This window comes from Arthrobacter sp. 05T423, from assembly GCF_056396245.1.
In genome coordinates this window covers 1-22,392 of record NZ_JBFTLC010000013.1, presented here as the reverse complement: position 1 = coordinate 22,392, position 22,392 = coordinate 1, and the positions used below count along the sequence as shown (strand labels likewise).

Sequence of the window (22,392 nt, the reverse complement as noted above, 5' to 3'; positions counted from 1 at the left end):
CGGTACGACGGCGGGCGGCCGCCCGCCGTCGTACGCTTTAAGTAAGAACCAACCCAACTTTTTAGGGGATTGACATGACCGAGAAGGTCAAGCTGCTCAGCCACGTCGAGGCCATCAACTGGAACCGCATCCAGGACGAAAAGGACGTGGACGTCTGGAACCGCCTGGTCAACAACTTCTGGCTACCGGAGAAGGTGCCGCTGTCCAACGACGTCCAGTCGTGGAACACGCTGACGCCGGCCGAGCAGCAGCTCACCATGCGTGTGTTCACCGGACTGACCCTGCTGGATACGATCCAGGGCACCGTGGGTGCCGTCTCCCTGATCCCGGATGCACTGACGCCGCACGAAGAGGCCGTGTACACGAACATCGCCTTCATGGAGTCCGTGCACGCCAAGAGCTATTCCTCCATCTTCTCGACGTTGGCCTCCACCAAGGAGATCGACGAGGCGTTCCGCTGGTCCACTGAGAACGAGAACCTTCAGAAGAAGGCCCAGATCGTCATGGACTACTACCAGGGCGACGACCCCCTGAAGCGCAAGGTGGCCTCGACGCTGCTGGAGAGCTTCCTGTTCTACTCGGGCTTCTACCTGCCGATGTACTGGTCCTCGCGGGCCAAGCTCACCAACACCGCAGACCTGATCCGGCTGATCATCCGTGACGAAGCCGTGCACGGCTACTACATCGGCTACAAGTTCCAGAAGGGCCTGGAGAAGGTCTCCGAGGCGCGCCGGCAGGAGATCAAGGACTACACCTTCGAGCTGCTCTTCGAGCTGTACGAGAACGAAGTCCAGTACACGCACGACCTCTACGACGGCGTCGGCCTGGCCGAGGACGTCAAGAAGTTCCTGCACTACAACGCCAACAAGGCACTGATGAACCTGGGCTACGAGGCCATGTTCCCGGCCTCCGTCACGGACGTGAACCCGGCCATCCTGTCGGCTCTGTCACCGAACGCTGACGAGAACCACGACTTCTTCTCGGGCTCGGGCTCGTCCTACGTGATTGGTAAGGCTGTCAACACCGAGGACGAGGACTGGGACTTCTAGTTCTTCTTCTTCTCTTCACACTTTCTCCCTGCGAAATGTAGCCCCGCTGTGAGATTCCAAACTAGTTGACCTTTGTTCCGTTCTAGTTGACCGGATTCCGGTCTACTTGAATCTGTTCCATTCCAGTTGAACCAGCTGGCTTTGTTTTCGGGTGTGGTCCAACGATAAGAAAAATGCGACGTTGGGCCGCCGTGGTCGGGGTGCCGGTTCCTCGGCTGGCTTTAGGAATGATGGGTCAAGGCTGGGCATGATTTTCTCTGGTTCTTGTCTTCAGTGTGGGGTCATGCCGGCCGGGTAACTGCCTCGTGTGCTGCGGTCCGGCTCATGGGGCCAATCAATCATCAGAATAGTCGGAGGGTAGTTGATGGCGGAGCGCAAGATTCCTGATCCAGAGCGGTTGAAGCTGTGGGTCAGGTCTGGTGGCCGCTGCCAGATCTGCCGCCGGCATCTTCTTGAGGGCCAGTTGGGCTATAGGGAGCTCACGTTCGGTCAGGCAGCCCACATAGTTGGTCAGAAGGCGAGTGCGAAGTCGCCTAGGGGCCTGGACGAGTTGTTGACCGATGAGGAGCGGGACAATGCCGATAACCTGATGCTTATCTGCGATGACGAGCACAGCGAGATCGACAAGTGGGGTTCAAGGGATGCTTTTACGGTTCCGTTTCTTCGTGAATTGAAGCGGAAGCATGAGGACCAGGTTTTTTTAGCTACGAGCTTCGGTGAGTACAACCGGACCACTCCAATTCGGATGTTGGGGTGGCTTCGCGGAAGCCCAGCCGAGGTTGGCCGGGACGCTGTGGCGACTGCGGTGATGGCTAGTGCCGGACGAATGCCGCGGTTCGATTTGTCCACGCGGAACATGCTCGAGATAGACCTGCGCGGTTTACCCGGCGAAGACGGGCCGTCGCCTGAGTATTATGCGGCGGCATGCCAATTAATCGACAGGGCTGTCAAGACCAAGGCGGCGGAAGCGGTCGCCAGCGATGACATCATCCATTTGAGTGTCTTCGCTTTCGCCCGCCTGCCGCTCCTGGTCTATCTTGGGGCTCAATTGGGTGACCAGGTTCCGGTCGATGTTTATCAGAAGCACCGGAGCACCGGCGATTGGAAGTGGCCTGAACCGGACGGGACAGCCACGTTTGCCTTCAGCGTGCCAGACCCAGAGCCTGCCAGCTGCGAAGCAACTCTCGTGATCAACGTCAGCGGCACCATTCACCGGGATGAGTTGCCGCCCGGCGTTCGCGACCTCCCGGTGTTTGAGCTTGCTGTCGATCAGCTTGCACACCCAGATGTCCTGGCAGGGCCGGGGGCACTGGACGCCTTCAGCGATGCTTGCAGACGGATGCTCGCCGAGATGGAGGGTCGGGGCCATAAGCACGTCCGTCTCCTCCATGTGTTCGCAGCTATGCCCTTGTCCTCCGCTGTGGAGTGCGGGCGGGTTCTCTCACGCGATGTATATCCATCACTTCAGCTCTATGACCGTACGCCGAGCGGCGGCTACGTCCCCGCCATCCACGTTGGGAAATCATGAAACTGACGCAGTATTTCGGCAAGATGTTGACCGATACGGTGAACCTGAACGCGAGTCGGCTGGGCGACCTCGACACGAGGGTAGTCCGCATCACAGAGGCGTTGAAGGCGGCGGATTCCTTGGACGGTCGCGTCCTCGACACGGTCCCGCAGGGCTCATGGGCTCACGAAACGATCATCCGTCCAGCTGTTGGCCTTGAATTCGATGCGGACTTCCTCGTTCAACTCAGCGAGGATGAAGCCTGGAATGAGAACCCGCGCAGCTACGCAAATGCTGTCTACACCGCGCTGTCTGATCACGCGATCTATGGAGGCATGAGCTCCAAGAAGGACCGCTGCGTCCGGGTGACGTACGCTAACGACTGCCACATCGACATCATCACCTATGTTGTGATGGCGAATGGCCGGCAGGTCATCGTCAATCGGAATACTAACGAGTTTGAGGACACGAATCCTGTCGGCTTCTCCGAATGGATTCAGGAAAAAGACCGGCTGACCAACCGCAACCTTCGCAAGGCCATCCGGCTCCTTAAGTACCTCAGAGATCATCAGGATGCGTTCAAGCTGAAGTCAGTCCTACTGACAACCATGGTTGGAAACATCGTGGACAGCTGGCGCGACCTTAACGGCGAGTACTACAAAGATGTGCCTACCACCCTCCTGCATTTGGTTGAAGACTTGGACCGGTGGTTACAGTCACAGTGGACAAAACCACATCTCGCCGACCCGAGCTGCCCGGCGACGTCCTTTAACCACCGCTGGACTGACAGCCAGTTTGCTGCCTTCCGGGACAGGATTCATGAGTTGGCCCCCAAGATCCGCGAAGCGTTTGATGCCTCAACAGTCGACGAGAGTATTGCCGCTTGGCGAAAGGTGTTCGGACCAGCGTTTCCTGAATCAGTCGTGAACGCAGTCTCCATGTCCGCCAGTGCGGCGGTCAAAAACTCGACAGGCCGCCGTGCGCCTAAAGAACGATTCATTGAGGAAATGTTCCCTGTCCAAATAACTGACACGGTCAGCGTCAGGTGTGACGTATCCCCGCCTCGCGAGCTCAATCGCGTTCAACGCCGTGCATTACGAGCAGGCGCGGGAGTTGTTCGCAAGCAACGTGATCTACATTTTGCGGTAGAAGGGACCAGCGTGAAAGGGCCATTCGACGTGTATTGGAAAGTTCGAAATTCGGGCTTAGAAGCTGAGCGGAAGCAATCCTTGCGCGGTGAGATTACCCGGGATGTGGGCCAACGGCGGAAAAAGGAAAGCACGCTCTATGCCGGTAGCCATTACGTCGAATGCTATGTGATAAAAGACGGAATTTGCGTGGCCCGGTCGCGGCAGCCTGTTGTTATCATCTAAGCCAAACTACCAATGGTCAGGCTTAAGACGTCTGCGGACTTCCGTGAAATAAGGCACATGACAGTCAGGCAACTTATGCCGTGGACGCATTAGGTGGTCGTCGGCGATGTCTCACCCAGGCATAGCGCTCCGGGGCTTGGCTAGCCTTCTGATTTTCAGCAACCGTCCCTAATCAGTGCATTTGAGCCAAACCCTGCTAATTTCGACAGTTGTATTGTTGGTGGAGATATACTGTGACGAATTTTTCAGGTTATGTGACTTAGAATCTTTCCATGCCGTCAATCCGGCGGAGATTACCCTTCAACGACAAGGACATTGTGACGCGCACACCCAAGGAAATTGTCTCAAGTCTTTACGGCAAGTTTGAGCAGTCCAGCCAGACGTTCGTAGACGAGCTCAACCCGCACTTTGGCCCTGGCGGCCCTTTGCCGAAGCAGTATGTGGATGCCGCTCTCTCGGCTTTCGCCGCAGCTATCGGGCCGGACCAAAAAGATACGCTGGCCGTCGCCGGACTAACCCCAGAGCGACAAGGGGAAACTCAGGAATGTGAACTGGTGGTGCTAACAGACAACTTGCTGCTTCACACTGCTTTTCGCATTGCCGGATCCGCCCGTCCCGTGGTCAATATGATACGACGAGATACCATCAAGAGCCTCACGATCACAGACGCTCCCTCTTACGAAAAGCGGGACCCGTCGACCGCGGGCCTGAAATTCACTGTGGAATATGAAAACGGTCTTGGGCTGACCTTTCCGCTCAAGGGAAATACGCCGAATTTTTCCGGCACCTTGGGTGAGATCCTGGACGCGGTACGGGAAGACCTCCAGAACAGCGAGTGACCACCGATAGCCCGTTGCTGATGCGGTCAGGAGCCCGGTGTCTTGCTTGAAGCGTTCATTGGGGAGTGGGCAAGCCGCGTGGGACCGATAACGGCTCACGGCCATTCTCTGCGGTTCGGATGCCAGGGTTGCGGTAGGGGAAACTGCAAAGCGGAAGTCTGCTCGGATCGTGGCGACTTGTAAGGGCCGCTGGTGCTCCAGCCGTCCATATAGGGGGCAATGTCAGAATCGGAAGGATCTTGGATGCCGGGGAGAGCAAGCGGGCCGTGACGTGGATCAATTTCGTCTTTGTAGGTGGATACCCATTCAACCCATTCGGATACGTTGGGGCGACCCCGATCGTCTGTGTCAGTTAGGCGGACCTGTAGTTCGTCCAGGTACAGCTCGAGTTCAGTGACGAGTTTGCGGCGATGTAGCTGGTCGTAGAGCAGCTCGAGCTTCTTGTCCCTGATGAATAGCGCCCTGGCTCTGCCCTTGACTGCCTCCCACTCCCGCCGCGTTCGGATGCGTTTTTCCTCCTCATCGCGTCGCTCATCGTCGGCTCGTTGCGCGCGCAGTTCGAGCTCCTGAAACAACCGAGGAAGAAATTCGATACCGGTTCCGTCCTTGGATTCGGTCCATTCACTGCGCCAGAAGCTCCGTCTGCTGCCAAGGATTCGGATTCTGACCGTGGCTCTTGTTTTGACTTGCTCAGCAGCCTTGGCGGTGTTCGTTCGCGCCTCTCGTGACGTTGGGGCTTGGGCGTTTTCCTGGCTGAGGGCGAGGACGAAGGTGCTTTCTCGTATCCCGACCTCGATGTGGCCGGCGTAGTCGGGATCGTTCTTATAGCCCGGTCCGTTCATCCAGTCATATTGGTTCCGGTCGCGTGCCGTTATCGTGTACCCGCGCTGAGTGCAGGTTGTGTTGATCGCCTGAACGATGAGCAGGGCGTGACGGAAGCACTTTTCGCTCATGTCGAGTTGGTCACCGCGTCGCTGCATTGTAAGCACAGCGTCTGAGGGATTCCTTAGGGATGTCGGGATCTCGATGTCATCGAGCTGCTGGTATTGCCAGGCGGGCCGATCGCTCAGGGTTGTTTTCCCGGATTCAGAACCCCAACCTGGTCCCCGGACTTCAATGACCTTTTCCTTGGGGACAAGTCCCTTGCGGTTCAGGTAGCTAACTTGCGCTTGAACGCTCTGGTACTGCTTTGGCTCGAAACGGACAGTGCCATTAGCGAGCAGCGCCGCGAGCAAGTCATCGCTCTTGGGCCTCGGTTTGGCGGCAGGGATAGGTTTGGGTCCGGGCAATCCGGTGGTTCTTTCCGTTGTCTGGGATGCCGTTGTTGCAGCCTGGCTCCTGGGCAGCGCAGTCTCCATCGGGCTGCCGGGCGACGGCGAGGATGAGACGCTTGGTTCTGGATTGTTGAGCGCCCTGCGTCCCTTGTCCGTGAGATCAGCAGCCCAACTTGGGCCGTGGCCACTGATCCTTACTAAATCCCGGCGTTCCAGGGCCCTGGCGGAGATGCGGAGCGAGTAGTCCGGCGGGATTTGTTCCGGATGGCCGTCACCAATCCACTTCAGTACCGAGACTTGCTGCGTGGTCAGAGCCGAGGAAGGAGCCATACGTTAATTTTGTCAGCAGGTTCTGAGGACGTGCCAGATTGCCGCAACGAAAGGCAGGGAGTCGGCCGTAGCCCTAGCTGCTGCGGATGTCGAGAGGTCCGACACGCAACGGTGGGGTGCCGGGCCATACCAAAACCCCGTTGCCGTAGCGGGAATTTTCCATGTTTAGTACGTCCACACGGGTGACGCATCCGTTTGCATGCGTCATTTGATGAACTACCCTCTGGTGCCAGTGGCCGCAGAAAACGTGGGGCGGCGCCAGCGTGTCCACGACGGTTCGGAGCAGCCACCTGGTGCGCATCGATTGTTCGACCATGTCGTGTGGTAGGTCGAGGTTGCTTCTCAGTGGCACGCCCGCAGGCGCGTCGTGCGTTATGAGGACGTCTAGGGGGCCACCGGCGACCAGTCTTTCTGCGTCTTCGGCTGTGGGTTCTTCGTTTGCCCACCAGTCCTTTCCCTTTTGGCGCCATGCCTTGTCGACAGAGAATGCTCCGCCTAAGCCACCTATTCGCAGGCCCCCGATTTCCGTTCTGCCGCCTTTGGGAAGGACCATGATGTTGGATCGGAACGTGGCCAGGCCGTCGCTCTCCACGCGGAGTTTCTCGATGGTGTCGTGGTTGTCGTGATTACCAGGGGAAACTATGAGTGTGATTCCGTGCTCAAACAATGACCGGTTCAGTCTGGCTTCGTAGCGGTTTCGTTTGGCGCCAGGCCAATCGAAACCGAAATCACCGACGTGAATGATCACCTTCGCGCCTTCCCGGGCTGCTGACCGTATGGCCGTAAGTCCCCATCCCTGATGCCCGTGCCAGTCGCCCACGACAACCAATGGGAAACCGCTTGTCCCGCTGCTCATCCTCCCGGCTCTTCCCGTGGCTTGATCTTCACGACCGGGGAGGTTCTCCTGAGGGTCGACATGCGATCGTCGCGGATCACAACCCAGCGAAGGGCAGAGATCCCGATCGCCCGGGTCTTGAGCAGGAGCAGCTCCAAAGTATCCCCGTCACGGCGCAGCTGCGAGAAAGTTGCTTCCAGGAAATCATAGAGCGGGGCCGCGGTAGCCATCCGCCGTTTCACGGTTCTCCCTGGCAGATCGATCAGATACTCACTGCCCGTTGCGGTAGTCACCAGCGTCCCGCATCGTCATTGCGTAGCTCCTGCCCATGTTGCGAGTGTAGCCGCTGCCCTGTGCGTGAGTGAGTATAAATGTGAGTTCCGGCCTGTCACGGGCGCCTGCCCTTTTAGCCAAGGAGGACCACGGTTGCCGGCGCCCTCCGGTGAAGGACTGCCTGCAGATCTGTTGACGGTCCGTTGAGGTTTCTAAGCTGGGTGCTCTCGGCCACCGGACACAGACGAGACAGTCTTCGCCGTACCCTGCCCTCGGCAGCGCGGTTGGTCGGCATTCCGCGCAGGAGATGACTAGTGCTATTAATTTCTGCGCATTTCAGCGACAGCAGACATGGGATCCGGCCGCTGGCAGCACGAGGGGGAGGGGCGCCGCCAAAAAGAATCGGGACGTTGAGCTGTTCGGCGATGAACTAAGGGTCAGGCGAAAGCACCTTCCTCGAAGGCACGAAGAGCTGCTAAGACGGGTTCTGACCCTTCGAGCCGCAGGACGACAACCGGCTGAGCCCCGCCCAGCTGTCCGTCGTAACCGTTGAGCCACAGCATCGCTGCGGCCGGCGACATTAGCCCGAGCAGCTTGTTGGCCACGGCTTGGGCGCCCCCATCGCGACATGCCTCCTTGACGACGGCCTCAACTGCCGTACGCGTACTCATGCCCCAAGACTACGGGATTGCTCCGTCGTTGCTCATGCACAGACAGGGGCGGATAATTAGATGTGGCCGGAATTCAGTCGGCCGAATGCGGAAGTGACGAAAGGTGCGGGCGGCAGACTTCGGTGCCAAGTTTGCTGGGCTCGTCCTGACGGGACGAGCTTCATCCCACCCTCGTTTTAAGGTTTTCGGTACACGCTGGCTTGCAAATTGTCAACGAAATCATACGTTTTGCAGGCCGTTTGTTCCCCTATATCCTGGTCACGCGGACTTGGCCGCACCATCGCTTTTTCTGCCATGTTGTAGCTTACGATCACTCGCTGGTGGCGGCCCAGACCGGGGGCCCAATGACCGCCATTAAGACAGGGTCGCGGCGTCCCAGATTGGACAAACTCCCCATCTCTCTTCCGGTTGAGGCACTGTCATGGGTGGACCCAGGAGGAAAGATCCGCACTGCTGCTGCGGACAATCGCGCATCGGCGCTGGGTCTGGAGAAGGCCCGGCCATCACGGGAGAGTGCGAACTATCCTGGCCGGCCAAATCACCCTGGCTATTACTGGTGTGCCGGCACAGGTGGTCTGGTGCGCTATGAGTCGATGACCGAATACTTGGCTCTCATGTGGCTGGACCACAGGTGCGCCATCAAGGCCATTTCCTCGCAACCCATGTGCCTGCACTTTCTCGATGGCTCCCACCATTTCCCGGATTTCTTCGTCGTCGACGAGTCCGGCCGGCAGCTCCTCATGGACGTACATCCGGAGGAGGAGACTACAGATGCGGACATGGAGACGTTCAGAAAGACCGAGTTCTTGTGTGACCGCGTCGGCTGGGCCTACCTCCTCTTCACAGGTTTGAGTAAGACAGTGAGCAACAACCTCGAGTGGATTGCCGCGTACAGGCACGGACGCTATCTTCCTCCGCCCGAGGTGACACTGAGCCTGCAGGCGCTTCTTCAGGAACCTCATTCTCTTAAGGACGCTGCCCTATGGGTGGGGTCCGGGAACGCCTCCGCCATGATCCACAGCCTGTACAGCCTGATGTGGCACCGTTTCGTACTCTTCAACCAAGAACAACCCCTGACCTGGTCGAGCATCCTCCACTGTGAAGCTCCCGGTGAGGTGACCGAAAGCGAGGTTCGGGAATGAGGCAGATAAAAATCGGAATGAAGGTCACCCTGTCAGACGGTGCAAAGACAGTCGCTGAATACCTGGTGCTGGAGTTCAAGGACGGACATGTTCTGCTCCGTCATCTTGGCACCGGTGAGGAGAGTTGGTTCGACCCGCTGGACATGGCACGCCTGTGGATCGGGCCCAGCGACCGGTGGGCGAAAGCACAACCAGGAGACTTGAACTGGGTGGGGAAGGAAAAACGGAAGCAAGCTGTGATGTGGGCCGACCATCTCGAAGAGTTGAATACTGGCAGGCGCCTCAACGGAGAGGCTGGCTCGCCTCGCCCCGAATACGATCCCGGCCTCAGCCTCACCACCCGCATTGCCAACAAGTCCCGGGAGATGCGCATCCTCGGCATCCCCTGCTCGCCCTCAACTGTCAAACGCAGGCTCCGCGCATACAACGCAGTCGGTATTGCTGGTGTCTTGGACCGTCGGCAGTTTCGTCAGTATGACCCCCTTGGACGGGTGGATCGAAGGGTAATGGCAGCACTGGCCACTGTCGTGGGGCATGAGACGAATGAATCGACCGGGACGGTTGGTCGGCTCCGGTTCCGCGTCAAACAGGAGTTGCTGCTCAAGCACCCCGGGGAAGGGGTTAAAGTTCCGCCTCCGACTTCGCTGTGGCGCTACAGCCAGATCATGACACGGGGAAAAGATACCTTTCGCAACGCCACGTCGCGGCGTTCGAAGGCCAGCGTTCCGAACCGCATGTTTCAGCCGCGGACCCGCTTCATGATGGGACGGGAATGCCAAATGGACACAACGGTCATCGACGTCATGGTTCTCAATGACAAAGGTGAGCGGGTACGACCGTTGCTGACAGTGATCGTCGACGTGGATACCGAGATGATCATCGCCAGCACGATACGTTTGCGGGGTACGAAGGGCTTCGACCACGTGGTGACCTTGGCCCGTTGCCTCGTCCCACGCACCCTGCGACCAGGATATGAACGGCTCAAAGCGGCGGCGGACCGTGGCTTGGGAGAGGGCGAGATTCAAAAGCCGCTTTCGTCCGACGAATTTCCTGCCCCGGCCCGCCCCTACTTCCCTCCGCAACGCATCGTTACCGACAATGCACGGGACTACCGGTCGAGTGTTTTGAGGGCAATGTGTGAAAAGTATGGAATTAGTCTCACAGAGGCATCCCTCCACACAGGAAGTGACAAGCCCATGGTGGAACGCGTCTTCGAAACAATAAAAACCGGATTCTCGCAGTACATGCCTGGGTACACGGGTGGATCACAGGCCACCAAAGGGTCGCCCGTTCCAGAAAAGGAACTCTTCGATGTGTTCACGTTGAATGAGGTGTTTGAGGATTGGGTGGACCTTTGCTGGGCGAAGTGGTGTCGGAAAGGGCTGGCAGACCCGGTTCATCCCGCTGAAAGCATGTCGCCCGAAGCCGTGATGGCCGCCATGGCCGAAGCAACGGGGACAGTTCCCATCCCATTTGGAGCTGATGACTACATCGAAAGCATGCCGACCAAAGACCTGTGCATCCAACCTAACGGCATTACCTGCCTGCGGAGAACCTACGATTCAGTCGAGTTGTACCCGTTTCGCGGGCAGCCTTCGCCCGAGACACACAACAAAAAATGGCGGGTCCACTATAATCCGTACGACCCGTTCGCTGTGTGGATCAAGGATGCGCGCGATGGCCACTGGATAGAATGCAACTGGACCAAGGCCGCTGCCTTGACAGCCCCATTCAGTGCCGCGGTCCGAAGCGAAAGCCGGCGTATCGCAGCGGAAATGGGCGTACTCCACGATGAGGATGCCGTCGAATTGACGATGCAGATCATCGCCCGCGCGACAGCGGAAAAGCGCCGGATGGAACACTTGGCTGAACGGAGTGCAGTCGCCCTCGGAACAGACGAACGCAGAGGCATGCCGGTGCCCCAGCCGCGAACTACGGCCCAGAAAGAAGCCAAGACAACGAAAGGACGAGCACCCGCGGATCAACAAGTCAGCTACCCTGCACCGGAATGGTTCGATCCTGAAACGGACCTGATATGAAACTGTTCATGGACGAAGTCCTGGAACCATTAACCCACCTGGAAGGGCTTACCGCGTTCCTCAAGGGTACAGACGAGCCCGTCGAAGTCCCCGACATCGACAGCTACAACAAACTGTCACCCCAGGCACGCGACGAGCTAAACGCCAAGCGGATCGCCCACCTCGGTTCTGAGCTGATCATCAAAACACCGCAAGTCAGGTCGGTCATCCTCAAGGTCGTCCATCTCATTCTCCTGAACGGCCCACGCAGCTCAGGGCGCTGCGGTCTGATGATTTCAGGGGAGTCAGGCACGGGCAAAACCACGGCAGCTAAAGCCGCCATGCAGTACGTCTACGCCCGCTATCGGCGGGACCATCCTGATCTGGACCGGCTGGGCCGGGTTCCCGTCGTTTACGTCGAAGTACCGCCCGGTTCGACGGGGAAGGCTCTGGCCATCCAGTTCGCCCGCTTCCTGGGCCTCCCTGTTCTGCCCCGGGACACGCTCGAGTACCTGCTGCACCTCGTCTCCGCTGGCCTGACAGAAGTCGGCACCAAGCTGGTCGTAGTCGATGAGCTCCACAATCTGAAACGGATAAATCCCGGTAACAGCGAAAGTGTGGATGTCCTGAAGAGTCTTTCCAACAGAATTCCGGCAACGTTTGTCTACGTCGGCATCAACATCCATGAGGGCCCCTTCCTAGGCGATGATCGCGGACGACAAGTGGCAGGACGCTTCAGCTTGGAACAGCTCGCTAACTACGGACTCGCCAATGAGGCCGAAAGAAATCTGTGGAACATCATTATCGAGCTCTTCGAGGAGCGCCTTGGGCTAATCAGCCATGAACCTGGCGACCTTGCCCACTCGGCCAAATACCTACATGAGCGCACCAAAGGCTCGATTGGCTCACTGGCCCACCTGCTTTTCGGGACCGCCCAGGTAATCATTTTCACGGGCAGCGCACCCGAGAACGAACGGATAACCAGGGAGGCCCTGGACGGCATCTCCCTTGACCTAGCAACAGAGTTCGGGGGCAGTCCATGACACGGCAAAACCCGGTACCAGGCTCCGGTGGCGCCAGCCGACCCAAGAATTCCCGCCAGACGCCACCCCCGAGATTTGAGCGGATGGACGTGCGCGACTTTCACCGAGCTTTTCCGAAAAGACCCCGTTTGCTCGCCCTCGAGACGCCGGCGAGCTACCTACAGTCCCTTCTTGCTGCCAATGACCTCCCCTCAGACATACAGTCAGCGCTCATACGGCAGGCACGGACCGTGAACCCAGGAACCGCGACGGAAGACATCCCGGAACTGATCGCGCAAGTAAAGGGGGGCCTCAACCCGAAGGCCTTTCTGCAGGCGCGAACCATGATGCCGAAGCACGATGACGGGACGCAGTGCCGCCGCTGCTTCGTGGGCATCATGCATAGGTACATGTGCAGACTTTGCTCCGCCGGGAGGAGCGTTGAGCAGTACCCGCACCTGAAGGGAAATGTCTGTCGGCGGCACCATCTGTGGGTCGGCCCGGGGACTACGCCGGCCGCCCAAAAGAAGGTCGGGCCGGATGCAGTGCGCGCGGACGCGATCTTCAGAAGGCTGAGAAACCGGAAAGCCTTGGATGCCCTGCGCTACATGGAAGTCCGTGCGATTTTCCGACGGTGGACCGCCGCGAATCGCAGGGAGAGCCGAACGTTCGAAGAACAGGAACCGCAACTTTACCCACTCATGATGGCGGCGACGGCTGCGATTCTGCAGCCGGCTGGGCTGAAAAGAATCCTGGATCCCCGTGCAACCTACGCGTCAGCGTACAACCTCCTCCACACCACCCTGTCCAGGTATGCCGACAACGTCGAGGTCCTCACCGACGGGTTCTGGCTGCTGCTGCGGCCAGCTTTCCTCTCCTTGAGGGAATGGATCGAGAGTAGTGCTGCCCGGCAATCAACCGATAGGCATGCACTGGCCATCCCCGATTTCCCCGATACCGTCATGACCCAGATCATCCGGCCGCTCGAACCGTTCAGCCGTTACCTGGACCAGCTGAATACCTGCGACGTGGATCGCTGGCGCGACATGAACCAACGACTCTACGACTATGGTCCACTGCCCGTAACACACGAGAACGTCCCCAAGGAAAGCTCGGCCCCGGCGAACTACATATGCACCCGTGGCCACCGTCACCAGAAGGCACCGAACACCATGGCTTTCGCCTTGAAACAGAACCGGTCAGGATGCCCCTACTGCACGAATGCCCTGCCCCTAGCCGGGTACAACACTCTGGCGGAGACAAACCCATTACTCGCGACCGAATGGCACCCCACCTTAAACGCCCCCGTAAGCCCCTCGGACATCGTTGCGGGCAGCAACTCCAGGCAATACTGGTGGCTGTGCCCCGAAGGCCACACTTACCTGGAAACGCCGAACAACCTCTCACGCCCCGATCGGCGGAACTGCCCCTACTGCTCCGGGCGGCAGCCCATTCCCGCTGTGACCACTTTGGATGTAACAAATCCCCGGCTGGCATCAGAATGGTTAGCAGAACTCAACGGTGATCTAACACCGGGCATGGTCTCTGAAGGATCCGGCAGGAAAGTCTGGTGGCTTTGCCCAGACGACCACTCCTACCTCGCCAGGATCGGCTCCCGTAAATCGACCGGCTGCCCCTACTGCGCGAACCTCAAAGTCTGGCCCGGACATAACGATCTTGCCACCCTCGCACCCAGCGTGGCCGCGCAATGGGACTACCAGGCTAACCTCGGTCTTCAGCCGCCCGATGTCGGAGCGGGCTCACCGCGCAAGGTCTGGTGGCTGTGCCTCGAGGGCCACTCCTTCCAGGCTGCCATCAACAAGCGCGTCGCGGGTTCAGGCTGCCCGGTTTGCCGGGAGCCTCGCCCGCGCCTGCAGGGCAGGTGAAACATGGTTGCGTCGTTGCCCCCAGGCCCTGTTCATATCATCATTCACACTGCTCCTGCCGAGTGGTGGCAAATCCTTGCCGCCGTTGGTCCCTATGGAGTTCTGCTTGTTGCTGAAATCTGGTGGTGCATCCAACTCGGCCGGAACAGGAGGAGGGAGGAAGCTGAACGGCGCGAATTTTGGAAGATTCTTCGCTGAACGGCGGGCAGCCGAGCGTGCTGAAGAGATCACTGCTTCGTGAAAGGTACTGACAGCGCTGTCACGGCCAGTCCCTGACATCGACAGCCATCGCGGCCAGATGACTTCAGGGTTTCACGCGTGGGCAGCACCACGGAAGCGAGGCGATGGTCCGCTATGCCCCTGCCCGGTATCGGCGGGGCAGCGTGGTTCCGGTCCTATTCGTCTTTTCCCTTGACCTGCAACAGAGTTTCGGGGTACTCCATGACACAGCATAACCGGGGTTCGGGCGGCGAGGAGCCCCGCCACGGGGAAGCCGAACCGCATCCCCACACAGATCCGAATTCCACATCGGCGCAAGATGTGGCCCGACGGATAGTGATGTCAGCCGCTCAAAGAGACTTTCACCGGCCCCTGCCACTAAGGGTCCGCCTCCGTCACCTCGAAACGTCCGGCAGCTACCTCCGCCGCCTCATGACGGCAAACCACCTACCGGCAGCATGCCTCAAGGACTGGATCTCCGAAGCGCACATGCTGTTCCCGGATGACCATGTCGCCCGCATCGCGCAGGCCAAAGGAGATCTTACGCCCCCGGCATTCGAATGGGGGCAGGCCCATCTTCCGAAGCATCCGGACGGGTCGATGTGTCCCCGCTGCATTGCCGGCATCGAACAACGCTTTATGTGCAGGCTGTGCGCCAGAGGCGCAACGGTCGAGCAATACCCGCATATGGAAGCCAACGTCTGTCCCCGGCACCTGCTGTGGGTCGGTCCCGGAACCACGCCCAACACGCAGGTTCCCGCAGGCGTCGACTCGCTCCGAGCAGACCGAATCTTCAGGCAGCTCCGGAAAACAGGGGCACTGGATGCGCTGCGCTTTGTGGAGCTCCGCGCAATATTTCGGCGATGGTCAGATACGGCAGGCTGCCTTTATGAAAGCATGGAGCAGCGCGACGCAGCGATCTACGCACCCATGATGGCCGTCGCCAACGCCATTCTKCCACAGTCAGGGTTGGCAACAATTGTCGACCCAAGGCATACCTTTGCATGGGCTTACGGCCAACTGGAGAGAACGGTCAGCGTTTTCGTCCAGCCGAATCCGGAGATTGTGACTGATCGGGTCTGGCAACTCCTCCGTCCGGTCTTCCTCTCCGTCCGCGAACTGTGTGGACACACTGCCGGCCAAACAGGCACCGACCCGCACTCTCTGCCCGTGCCTGTGATTTCCCGGGAGATCATCGACGAAGTGGTTCGCCCGCTGGAGCCCTTCAGCAGATTCCTCGACCAGCTCATGACATGCGACATAGATCACTGGATGGATACCACCCTCCGGCTGTATGAGTGGGGACCGATTTCTACTGCCCGGGAGGACATACGCGCTTCCTCGAATACCCGCGTCAGATACATCTGCACCAACGGTCACCGATATGCAAAAGCTCCGCAGCATTTGGCTTTTGCATTGCGGCACGGTTGGACAGGCTGCCCATACTGTTCCAACTCGCGCGCCTTGGCGGGGTATAACAGCCTCGCGGAAACACACCCGGCGTTGGCGGCTGAATGGCATCCTAACCGTAACGGCTCTATCCAACCCGCAGACATCCTCGCCGGCGGAAGATCAAAATACTGGTGGCGATGCCCTCAAGGTCACGAATATGAGGAATCACCGAACAACCGGTCGAGAGGCAGGAAGTGCCCCTACTGCTCGCATCACCGGGTCATCCCGAACAAAACAAGCCTTGCCAGCGTGGACCCAGTCCTCGCGAGGGAATGGCATCCGACGCTAAACGGGAGCTGCACACCGTCCATGGTGCTCTCACGATCGGCCTACACGGCTTGGTGGCTGTGCAAACGGGGCCACGCTTTCCCAGCAACCGTGCAAGCACGCAGAGCAGGCAACGGCTGTCCGTATTGCTCGAACAAGAAGGTGCTTCCGGGAACCAACGACCTGGCCACGACGCACCCGGAGCTCGCGAAAGAATGGCACCCAGATCTGAACGGAACCATAACCCCACGTGATGTTGTGGCCGGTGCTGCTCGTCAAATTTGGTGGGAATGCCCACTCCATCACATCTACCGCGCCCCACTGTACGCACGATCCGCCGGCCATGGCTGTCCTTACTGCTCTAACAGGAGGCTTCTGCCCGGGGACAATGATTTGCAAACGCGTTTTCCGCCTTTAGCGTCAGAATGGCACCCAACAAAGAACAGTCCGTTCACGCCGTCCATGATCTTGCCAGGAAAGCGAAAATGGTGGTGGCTGTGCGGCCATGGTCACGAAAAGTACGAAAACGTGCCGAACCGGATAAATAACCACGGATGTAGCCGGTGCCCGAAAGGGAATCGTGTCTTGGACCAAAACTCGGACGCAGGGATTACGCCCGCAAGCTAACTTCGGCCCGCCGGGCAGTTTTTCAATGCCGCCATAATGAAGCCCCTGCAGTTCTCGGCTCGGCAAGTACGGACGAGGGGCGCCACGTGCCCACAGATGTCGGGAAGGGAAAGACACTCGCACCCAGCCATAGCCATAGGCGGAGGAGGATGAACCATGGGACTCGTGAGGTCGATCAAGGAGTGCTTGACCCGAGCCGGCAGCCGCTGACAAAGACGGTGAGGGGTACGTCAGTCCTGCCCAGGAAGGGGTCATTATTCGTACAGCGTCTCCGGCTAGCAACCACAAAAAACGTCAGCTCGTTAGCCGTGTGGGTTGAGAAAATCGCAGAGTGCCGGTTGTGGCTACTGACAGCCCATTCCGTGGACAGGGACAGAACCAATCAACGCGGTAGCTAGCTTCGAATGCAGTCGCTATCAAGGTTTACTCTGCCAAGAGCCACACGATGCTGCCCCGTGGCGCGCACCCAGCAGGCCCAATATTGGCCAGTTGCGGCTGACACAGGTCCTCGATCAGTAAGCGGCATTCAGTGCGGTGGCCAAAGCAAGGACAGGCTCAACCGAGCCTCCTTCCTTGAGCCACACAGCGACAGACACGCTTGCACCATTCATGACCAAGTCCGGTTGCGGGGCCAGGAAAAATCCCGCGACTGCCTGCGGATGTAGGTCGCCCGGAAGAGCGGCCAAGATACGTGCCAAGCCAGGCAGGACCCGGCTGCCCGCTCGAGAAAACTGCCAAGTCGGAAACACAAGCCGGCCGTTCACCGGATACGAATAGAGCTTACGCCCGGTCCTGTAGCGTCGGACGGTCGACTCTGACACGTACAGGTTTTCGGCGACCTCGGCCGCCGTGAGCGAGGAGGCGTCCATGAGAACCTGTGCTGCAGCGTTATTCGCGGAGCCCCGCGCCACATGCTGCGACGACAGCGAAATTCCCGAATGGTCATTCCAGAAATCCCGGTCCCGGGCAGAAAGCTCCGCGCCCAAGCCGTTGCGCTGCAGGTGTTCTAGTGCGTCCAGGAGGTCTTCTGCCGTGAATCGCAGGTGTAGGGCAGCTAGCCGCGCGGCCAGGCTATCACCATCGCTCAGTCCGTCCTTGCCGGACCTAGACTCTCTCCAAGCGGTGCCCACCTTCAAATTCTCTCCCCAGACTCTCAGCCCCACAACCCGGAAGTCCGCCTCGTCAAACCCGAACTCGACAAAGGGCCGCGGGTTGTTCGGCCCGGGTCACCCGGGCACGTGCCGTGCTGGTGCCAGAGGGGCCGGACTGCACATAGGATGGGCCGGTGTCCGAACCTAACCCGCAGCGGCGCTTCCTGACGATCGAGCAGGCCGCCGAAGAGCTGAACGTCTCCGACAGCCAGATCAGGGCCCTGTTGGGGATGGGGGAGCTTCGCGGAATTCAGGTCGGCGGCCGCGGCGTGTGGCGCATAGGGGCCGACGGCATTGAAGACTTCATCGCCGCGGCCTACCGACGCACAGCCGAGCGTATCGCTGCCGGTGAGGGGAACGATGACGGGGAGTCCGAGAAGTAACCGACCTTACCAGCCTTAGATTTCCTCGCTTGTGGACGTTGCCGACCGACCCCGCGGCTGGCCAACGCGCGGTCCCGTTCCTTTTCTCTTCGTGTCTAGCCGTTCACAGCGGCGTATCTTGAAGCACTGGGAGTGCAGCGGTCCGCAGGTGGTCCTTTGCTGGTCCTTTTGTGGCTAGGGGTGGTCCTTTCCCTGGTCCACGGGGTGGTCCTCTGTGTGGGTCGCGGGTGGTCCTTTACGCGGTCCAACGCTGTACCGCAGATGGTCCTCATTTGAGTTTGAGTGGTCCTCCGGCCGCGCGAAACCATCGATCTTGCATCATTCCGTCCGGTAGGAACGCGGTGATGGACCACTCGGACCGCTGGTCGTGGACCACCCGGACCACTGTGAAGGACTACTTTGGACCAGTGCGATGGACCACCTGAGCCCGCCGCGATGGACCATTTTGGACCAGCGCGATGGACCACCCGGACCACTGTGAAGGACCACTTTGGACCATTGGAATGGACCACGATGCAGGATCACTTTCATTGGGCGACACTCGACCGCCAGTTGGCTTCGAGCCAGGACGTTTGAGGTGCTGGTCCATGGAAGGTGACGTCCGGTGACTGGCGGCCCAGCCGACCAAGGGCCGCCACCTTCTGCCCCTGGTCGACGTCATCTGGCTGTTGTCTTCGCCTTGGTGGTGTACGTGGCTCCAACAATTTCGTAGGTGGTCAGCTTCCCCGTGACACGGACCTTTTCCTCGTTGAACAGGACGAGGTTTTGCCCTCCCGGATGTACGGAACTAGCGTACTTGATCCCCTCGATACCGATGGACTTCACAAATTCACAGATGTACTGGCTCGCGGCGTACTCCACACCGTTGTCTGAACGCCTCACCGGCTTCGAGAGTTCGAGGCCGAGCAGCTTAAGCAGCTTGTAGCTGTACAGCTGACTGAACTCATCGTCTTCCAAGTCAAACGGATTCAGCGGCTGGATTGCCGAAAGGTCCAGAAAGGTAACTTCGTCAGTGGTGGTTGGTTTCGAACTTCGGTCCATCGCCGAGGGAACGCTGAGCGGCACTCACCCGCTGCTGTTTCAACTGCCCGGCTGTCGTGCGTGCGCGTTTCTTCTGCCCCCGTCAGAAAGCGAACACCACTGAAATTTCGGCGACTCCCACAACTGCCGGGCCCTCCATCACTAAGAACTTTGCCCCGGAAACTAATTGCCGGCCGAGCAGATCAGGAGCGAAGAATCTGAAACGCGCAGGAACCAGACTGTCCGACAGCGGCTCGCTCAGAGTCATGGCTAGGCTGAAGTGTTCGCCTGATTCTTTATCGTTCCCATCCGAAGTGAACACCGCTGTGGCGAAATACACGGGGCCAGGCGGAGGTCCCGTGAAGCGTCCTCCTTCGTGCGCGCTGCGCCATCGAACAAGCCCTGCTGCCTGCTCAGCAAATGGGCCGGTCAACGTGTTGCTCCAAGGGTTCGCATGCACCCAGCCTATGCGCCGATTCCTGCCGGCGAATAGCTTCCTTGCTGTGATGTAAGAGGAACGCTAACCGGAATAGTTGCCGTTGCCTAGACCAATCAAAGCGAATCACCCGAGTTCTGTGGCCCCTGTGAGAGTATGCGCGAGTAGAACTGGGAGGAGTCTGGCCAGCGTCAGGCGTTCTTGGCGCGATGCCCTACCGTGAGTGACGCCATGAGGAAAATGAAAACTACTCCGAATCCAAGGACCTCTGAGGCGACACCGTTCAGTGCCTGAATAAACAAATACACCGCCATCGCTGCTATAAAGACCGCGCCAAGAATCTGCGATGCGACGCGGTACTTCACATCCCGCGGCTCCTTATGCCGCGCAAAAGCGACCAACCAGATGAGTTGAGCCACGAACATGGCAATGCACATGATGCTGACAGGTGAGATATTGCCTGTTCCCTGTGTCCTGTCATTGCTTATCTGGATAACCAAGCCAATCAGGCTCCCTGCGGTAAGGGCAAGGGCGACTAGAAGCCTGGAATCCACTCCATGACCGACGGATGCTGTTCGTGCCATGGTCTGAATATGGCAGTGTCCCGGCTCGATAGCAACGGCTCAGAGTGCTTGATGCTGCAGGGCAAGCGACTACTCGCGACCCTCAGGCCGCCAAAGCTGCCCTTGAAAAAACGTCGGAAAGAGCGAATCCGCATAACGTCCCGTATGCCGGTGACCGCCCGGCCCTTCGTGCCTTCGGGGAACCCTCTACGGTTCTTGCCTGACGAGCTCGAGGACGTGGGCATAGTTTTGCTCGAGTGTGGGATTCGGGGCAGCCATGCGCCGCAATGCGACTCGGACGACGTCGATGGCGACTTTGCTGGTGATACGCACCAATGGGTATCCCTCCTCGACCACCTCCCAATGCGCACCAGAAACAGTTCCAATCCGTACGGGAGCTTGTAGGCCCGTACGACGCTCTGGGGACCGGCAAACGGGGCTACGCTTCCTCTATGAAGCCTCGCTCAATCCTTGTTTCAGCACTTCTGCTGGTTCTTGTGGTCGTTGCAATCATCGTTGCTTGGCTTGTTTGGCAACCCAGCGCCATCGGGACCTGATCAGTTCCGCTGCACCGGCTGTTCCCGCACCCTGAAGTCAATGCGTGTAATCGGGGTCCCACAGAGGGCACGTGCTCTCACGCTAGGCAGAAAGTGCGACATAAGTTCTTCCGGGCAGGATCTTGGCCGTTGAGGCCGGGCTATCCATTTGACTGCGTACACGATCCATGGTGCTGAAGGTAATGTTGAATAGCCACAGCTGGACCATACTATTCCTATGAGACCAAGGCTTGTTGGTTGCGCGGTCGTTGCTATGCTCTCGGCGGTGCTCTCAGCTTGTACCTCGCCTCCGCCACCTGCCGGCGAACTGCCGCCAGGTCCTACCGAGCAACAGTCCACAACGGCCGCGCCTAGAGAGCTCGTGGGCCGCGGGCTGGTGCGTCAGGAGGGAAACGAGCTGCCTCAATTCTGTATGGGAGGCATCGCCACCTCCGATCCACCCTTATGCACTGGCCCGCCTCTCCGCGGCTGGGACTGGTCAGTAGCGGACGGCGAAAAGAAAGTGGCTAACGTAACCTACGGAGACTTCGTGGTCCACGGAACCTGGGACGGAACCAGCTTCACCGTCACAAGACCCCCACGAAACATCGCGTCCAACGAATCATGGGGAGAACCGGACCCTCGACAGGACCCACGCCACCCTGGCACCGGGACCAAGGCGCGCCTGCAGCAAATCCAACGCGAGATATGGGAGAAGGAGCGACCCGCGGCAGATACACAGGTCGAAAACGGTTACCTCTTCAGATACGTTCCCCATGACGACGGATCGTTGCAGAAGGCGATGGATAAGCGCTACGGGCCGGGGATTGTCGTTGTCCGGTCCCAGCTCCGCCCCGCGGACTAAACCGACCGCATCCTCAACCCTTCACGGCACAGGTGGCTAGGTCTAGTCCATGGCTTCACCTCGGGAAACCTCAGCGGACCGGTGCGACAGAGTTCGAGCTACCGCAACTCAGTGTGTGGGTGCAGTGAACGCCCTCATCGGGACCATGTTGGTCCTTCAGTCCACATCGAACAATATCTGGGCGTACTTCGTGGTGCTTGGTGGCATCGTTCTAATGTTTTGCGGCTACTTCATTGGAAAGCGCAAGAGCTGGAACTAACGCGCCATCAGGAACCTTTACCGGTCTCCCGAAAGGAGGACTTAGGATTTCGCCCTCAACTGCCGATTCCCTCGTCCTGAGCTTTGCGCGCCCGCGACGAAGAGCTGGCCCTGTCGACTGCACGGGCCGAGGCCGTCCGGCTCGCCAAGCGCATCACCACGCTGGACGCCGAGCTTAAGGACAATCACACCCGCACCAGAGCTCCTGGAGTCCAGCCCCGCCGCTCCGCTTCTGGAGGATGCCGAAACTTCCACCGCGGTCGCCCTTGTTCCCCTCTATCAGAACGCACTTGCGACGCCTTGTAACGCGATCCTGAAAACACCCGTGAGCACCATCAACTTGGCTAAGCCGCTGGGCGACCGAGAGCTGCTGCACCTTGCCGACCACGGCCACGG

At 59.1% G+C, this 22,392-nt stretch carries 18 protein-coding genes; 10 read left to right on the top strand and 8 right to left on the bottom strand.

Annotated features, from left to right (window positions below):
* Positions 1-74: 74 nt before the first annotated feature.
* The 4 genes from nrdF to AC1DFE_RS11585 all read left to right on the top strand — a co-directional run bounded on the left by nrdF (position 75) and on the right by AC1DFE_RS11585 (position 4,768).
* Positions 75-1,049, top strand: a complete 975-nt coding sequence (nrdF, locus tag AC1DFE_RS11600) for a class 1b ribonucleoside-diphosphate reductase subunit beta (protein ID WP_476906027.1) — start codon at positions 75-77, stop codon at positions 1,047-1,049.
* Positions 1,050-1,413: 364 nt separating this feature from the next.
* The gene (locus tag AC1DFE_RS11595; RefSeq protein ID WP_476906026.1) at positions 1,414-2,577 is read left to right on the top strand and encodes an SAVED domain-containing protein; all 1,164 of its coding nucleotides are present in this window, start codon (positions 1,414-1,416) and stop codon (positions 2,575-2,577) included.
* The gene (locus AC1DFE_RS11590; RefSeq protein WP_476906025.1) at positions 2,574-3,929 is read left to right on the top strand and encodes a nucleotide-binding domain-containing protein; all 1,356 of its coding nucleotides are present in this window, start codon (positions 2,574-2,576) and stop codon (positions 3,927-3,929) included. Before AC1DFE_RS11595 ends, AC1DFE_RS11590 begins: the two co-directional genes overlap by 4 nt.
* A 272-nt stretch (positions 3,930-4,201) precedes the next feature.
* Entirely contained in the window at positions 4,202-4,768 is a 567-nt protein-coding gene (locus tag AC1DFE_RS11585) for a hypothetical protein (protein ID WP_476906024.1), read from the top strand.
* A gap of 95 nt (positions 4,769-4,863) precedes the next feature.
* Here the strand turns inward: AC1DFE_RS11585 and AC1DFE_RS11580 are convergent, their stop codons facing one another.
* The 4 genes from AC1DFE_RS11580 to AC1DFE_RS11565 form a co-directional block, all read right to left on the bottom strand.
* Positions 4,864-6,372 carry a hypothetical protein gene (locus AC1DFE_RS11580; RefSeq protein WP_476906023.1) on the bottom strand — a complete coding sequence of 503 codons (1,509 nt, stop codon included), beginning with the start codon at positions 6,370-6,372 and terminating at the stop codon, positions 4,864-4,866.
* Positions 6,373-6,445: 73 nt separating this feature from the next.
* Positions 6,446-7,228, bottom strand: coding sequence for a metallophosphoesterase (locus AC1DFE_RS11575; RefSeq protein WP_476906022.1), 783 nt, complete (start codon positions 7,226-7,228; stop codon positions 6,446-6,448).
* The gene (locus AC1DFE_RS11570; protein WP_476906021.1) at positions 7,225-7,500 is read right to left on the bottom strand and encodes a hypothetical protein; all 276 of its coding nucleotides are present in this window, start codon (positions 7,498-7,500) and stop codon (positions 7,225-7,227) included. The genes AC1DFE_RS11575 and AC1DFE_RS11570 overlap by 4 nt, the downstream gene beginning before the upstream one ends.
* A 417-nt stretch (positions 7,501-7,917) precedes the next feature.
* On the bottom strand, positions 7,918-8,151 hold the full coding sequence (locus AC1DFE_RS11565) for a hypothetical protein (protein ID WP_214845068.1): 234 nt from the start codon (positions 8,149-8,151) through the stop codon (positions 7,918-7,920).
* Between the two features lie 344 nt (positions 8,152-8,495).
* Between AC1DFE_RS11565 and AC1DFE_RS11560 the strand changes: the two genes are divergently transcribed.
* From AC1DFE_RS11560 to AC1DFE_RS11540, 5 genes are all read left to right on the top strand, one after another.
* On the top strand, positions 8,496-9,293 hold the full coding sequence (locus tag AC1DFE_RS11560) for a TnsA-like heteromeric transposase endonuclease subunit (RefSeq protein ID WP_476906099.1): 798 nt from the start codon (positions 8,496-8,498) through the stop codon (positions 9,291-9,293).
* Complete coding sequence (locus AC1DFE_RS11555) at positions 9,290-11,332, top strand: hypothetical protein (RefSeq protein ID WP_476906020.1); 2,043 nt, start codon at positions 9,290-9,292, stop codon at positions 11,330-11,332. Before AC1DFE_RS11560 ends, AC1DFE_RS11555 begins: the two co-directional genes overlap by 4 nt.
* Positions 11,333-11,340: 8 nt before the next feature.
* Complete coding sequence (locus AC1DFE_RS11550) at positions 11,341-12,354, top strand: TniB family NTP-binding protein (protein ID WP_476906019.1); 1,014 nt, start codon at positions 11,341-11,343, stop codon at positions 12,352-12,354.
* An 83-nt stretch (positions 12,355-12,437) separates the two neighbouring features.
* Positions 12,438-14,219: a zinc-ribbon domain-containing protein gene (locus AC1DFE_RS11545; protein WP_476906018.1), complete on the top strand. Its 1,782-nt coding sequence runs from the start codon at positions 12,438-12,440 to the stop codon at positions 14,217-14,219.
* 354 nt (positions 14,220-14,573) lie between these two features.
* Positions 14,574-16,784: a zinc-ribbon domain-containing protein gene (locus AC1DFE_RS11540; protein WP_476906098.1), complete on the top strand. Its 2,211-nt coding sequence runs from the start codon at positions 14,574-14,576 to the stop codon at positions 16,782-16,784.
* Positions 16,785-17,296: 512 nt separating this feature from the next.
* On the opposite strand, the gene AC1DFE_RS11535 is transcribed toward AC1DFE_RS11540, so the two are convergent.
* Complete coding sequence (locus AC1DFE_RS11535; RefSeq protein ID WP_476906017.1) at positions 17,297-17,914, bottom strand: helix-turn-helix domain-containing protein; 618 nt, start codon at positions 17,912-17,914, stop codon at positions 17,297-17,299.
* Between the two features lie 155 nt (positions 17,915-18,069).
* On the opposite strand from AC1DFE_RS11535, the gene AC1DFE_RS11530 reads away from it, so the two are divergent.
* The gene (locus tag AC1DFE_RS11530; RefSeq protein WP_476906016.1) at positions 18,070-18,318 is read left to right on the top strand and encodes an excisionase family DNA-binding protein; all 249 of its coding nucleotides are present in this window, start codon (positions 18,070-18,072) and stop codon (positions 18,316-18,318) included.
* A 657-nt stretch (positions 18,319-18,975) separates the two neighbouring features.
* Here the strand turns inward: AC1DFE_RS11530 and AC1DFE_RS11525 are convergent.
* From AC1DFE_RS11525 to AC1DFE_RS11515, 3 genes are all read right to left on the bottom strand, one after another.
* Entirely contained in the window at positions 18,976-19,383 is a 408-nt protein-coding gene (locus tag AC1DFE_RS11525; protein WP_476906015.1) for an RES family NAD+ phosphorylase, read from the bottom strand.
* A 582-nt stretch (positions 19,384-19,965) separates the two neighbouring features.
* On the bottom strand, positions 19,966-20,358 hold the full coding sequence (locus AC1DFE_RS11520; protein ID WP_476906014.1) for a hypothetical protein: 393 nt from the start codon (positions 20,356-20,358) through the stop codon (positions 19,966-19,968).
* A gap of 186 nt (positions 20,359-20,544) precedes the next feature.
* Complete coding sequence (locus tag AC1DFE_RS11515) at positions 20,545-20,724, bottom strand: DUF6278 family protein (RefSeq protein ID WP_476906097.1); 180 nt, start codon at positions 20,722-20,724, stop codon at positions 20,545-20,547.
* Positions 20,725-22,392: the final 1,668 nt, after the last annotated feature.

Coding starts and splice junctions, on each gene's coding strand:
- nrdF (WP_476906027.1), top strand. CDS start 75: ATGACCGAGAAGGTCAAGCTGCTCAGCCACGTCGAGGCCATCAACTGG.
- AC1DFE_RS11595 (WP_476906026.1), top strand. CDS start 1,414: ATGGCGGAGCGCAAGATTCCTGATCCAGAGCGGTTGAAGCTGTGGGTC.
- AC1DFE_RS11590 (WP_476906025.1), top strand. CDS start 2,574: ATGAAACTGACGCAGTATTTCGGCAAGATGTTGACCGATACGGTGAAC.
- AC1DFE_RS11585 (WP_476906024.1), top strand. CDS start 4,202: ATGCCGTCAATCCGGCGGAGATTACCCTTCAACGACAAGGACATTGTG.
- AC1DFE_RS11580 (WP_476906023.1), bottom strand. CDS start 6,372: ATGGCTCCTTCCTCGGCTCTGACCACGCAGCAAGTCTCGGTACTGAAG.
- AC1DFE_RS11575 (WP_476906022.1), bottom strand. CDS start 7,228: ATGAGCAGCGGGACAAGCGGTTTCCCATTGGTTGTCGTGGGCGACTGG.
- AC1DFE_RS11565 (WP_214845068.1), bottom strand. CDS start 8,151: ATGAGTACGCGTACGGCAGTTGAGGCCGTCGTCAAGGAGGCATGTCGC.
- AC1DFE_RS11560 (WP_476906099.1), top strand. CDS start 8,496: ATGACCGCCATTAAGACAGGGTCGCGGCGTCCCAGATTGGACAAACTC.
- AC1DFE_RS11555 (WP_476906020.1), top strand. CDS start 9,290: ATGAGGCAGATAAAAATCGGAATGAAGGTCACCCTGTCAGACGGTGCA.
- AC1DFE_RS11550 (WP_476906019.1), top strand. CDS start 11,341: ATGGACGAAGTCCTGGAACCATTAACCCACCTGGAAGGGCTTACCGCG.
- AC1DFE_RS11545 (WP_476906018.1), top strand. CDS start 12,438: ATGGACGTGCGCGACTTTCACCGAGCTTTTCCGAAAAGACCCCGTTTG.
- AC1DFE_RS11520 (WP_476906014.1), bottom strand. CDS start 20,358: ATGGCACGAACAGCATCCGTCGGTCATGGAGTGGATTCCAGGCTTCTA.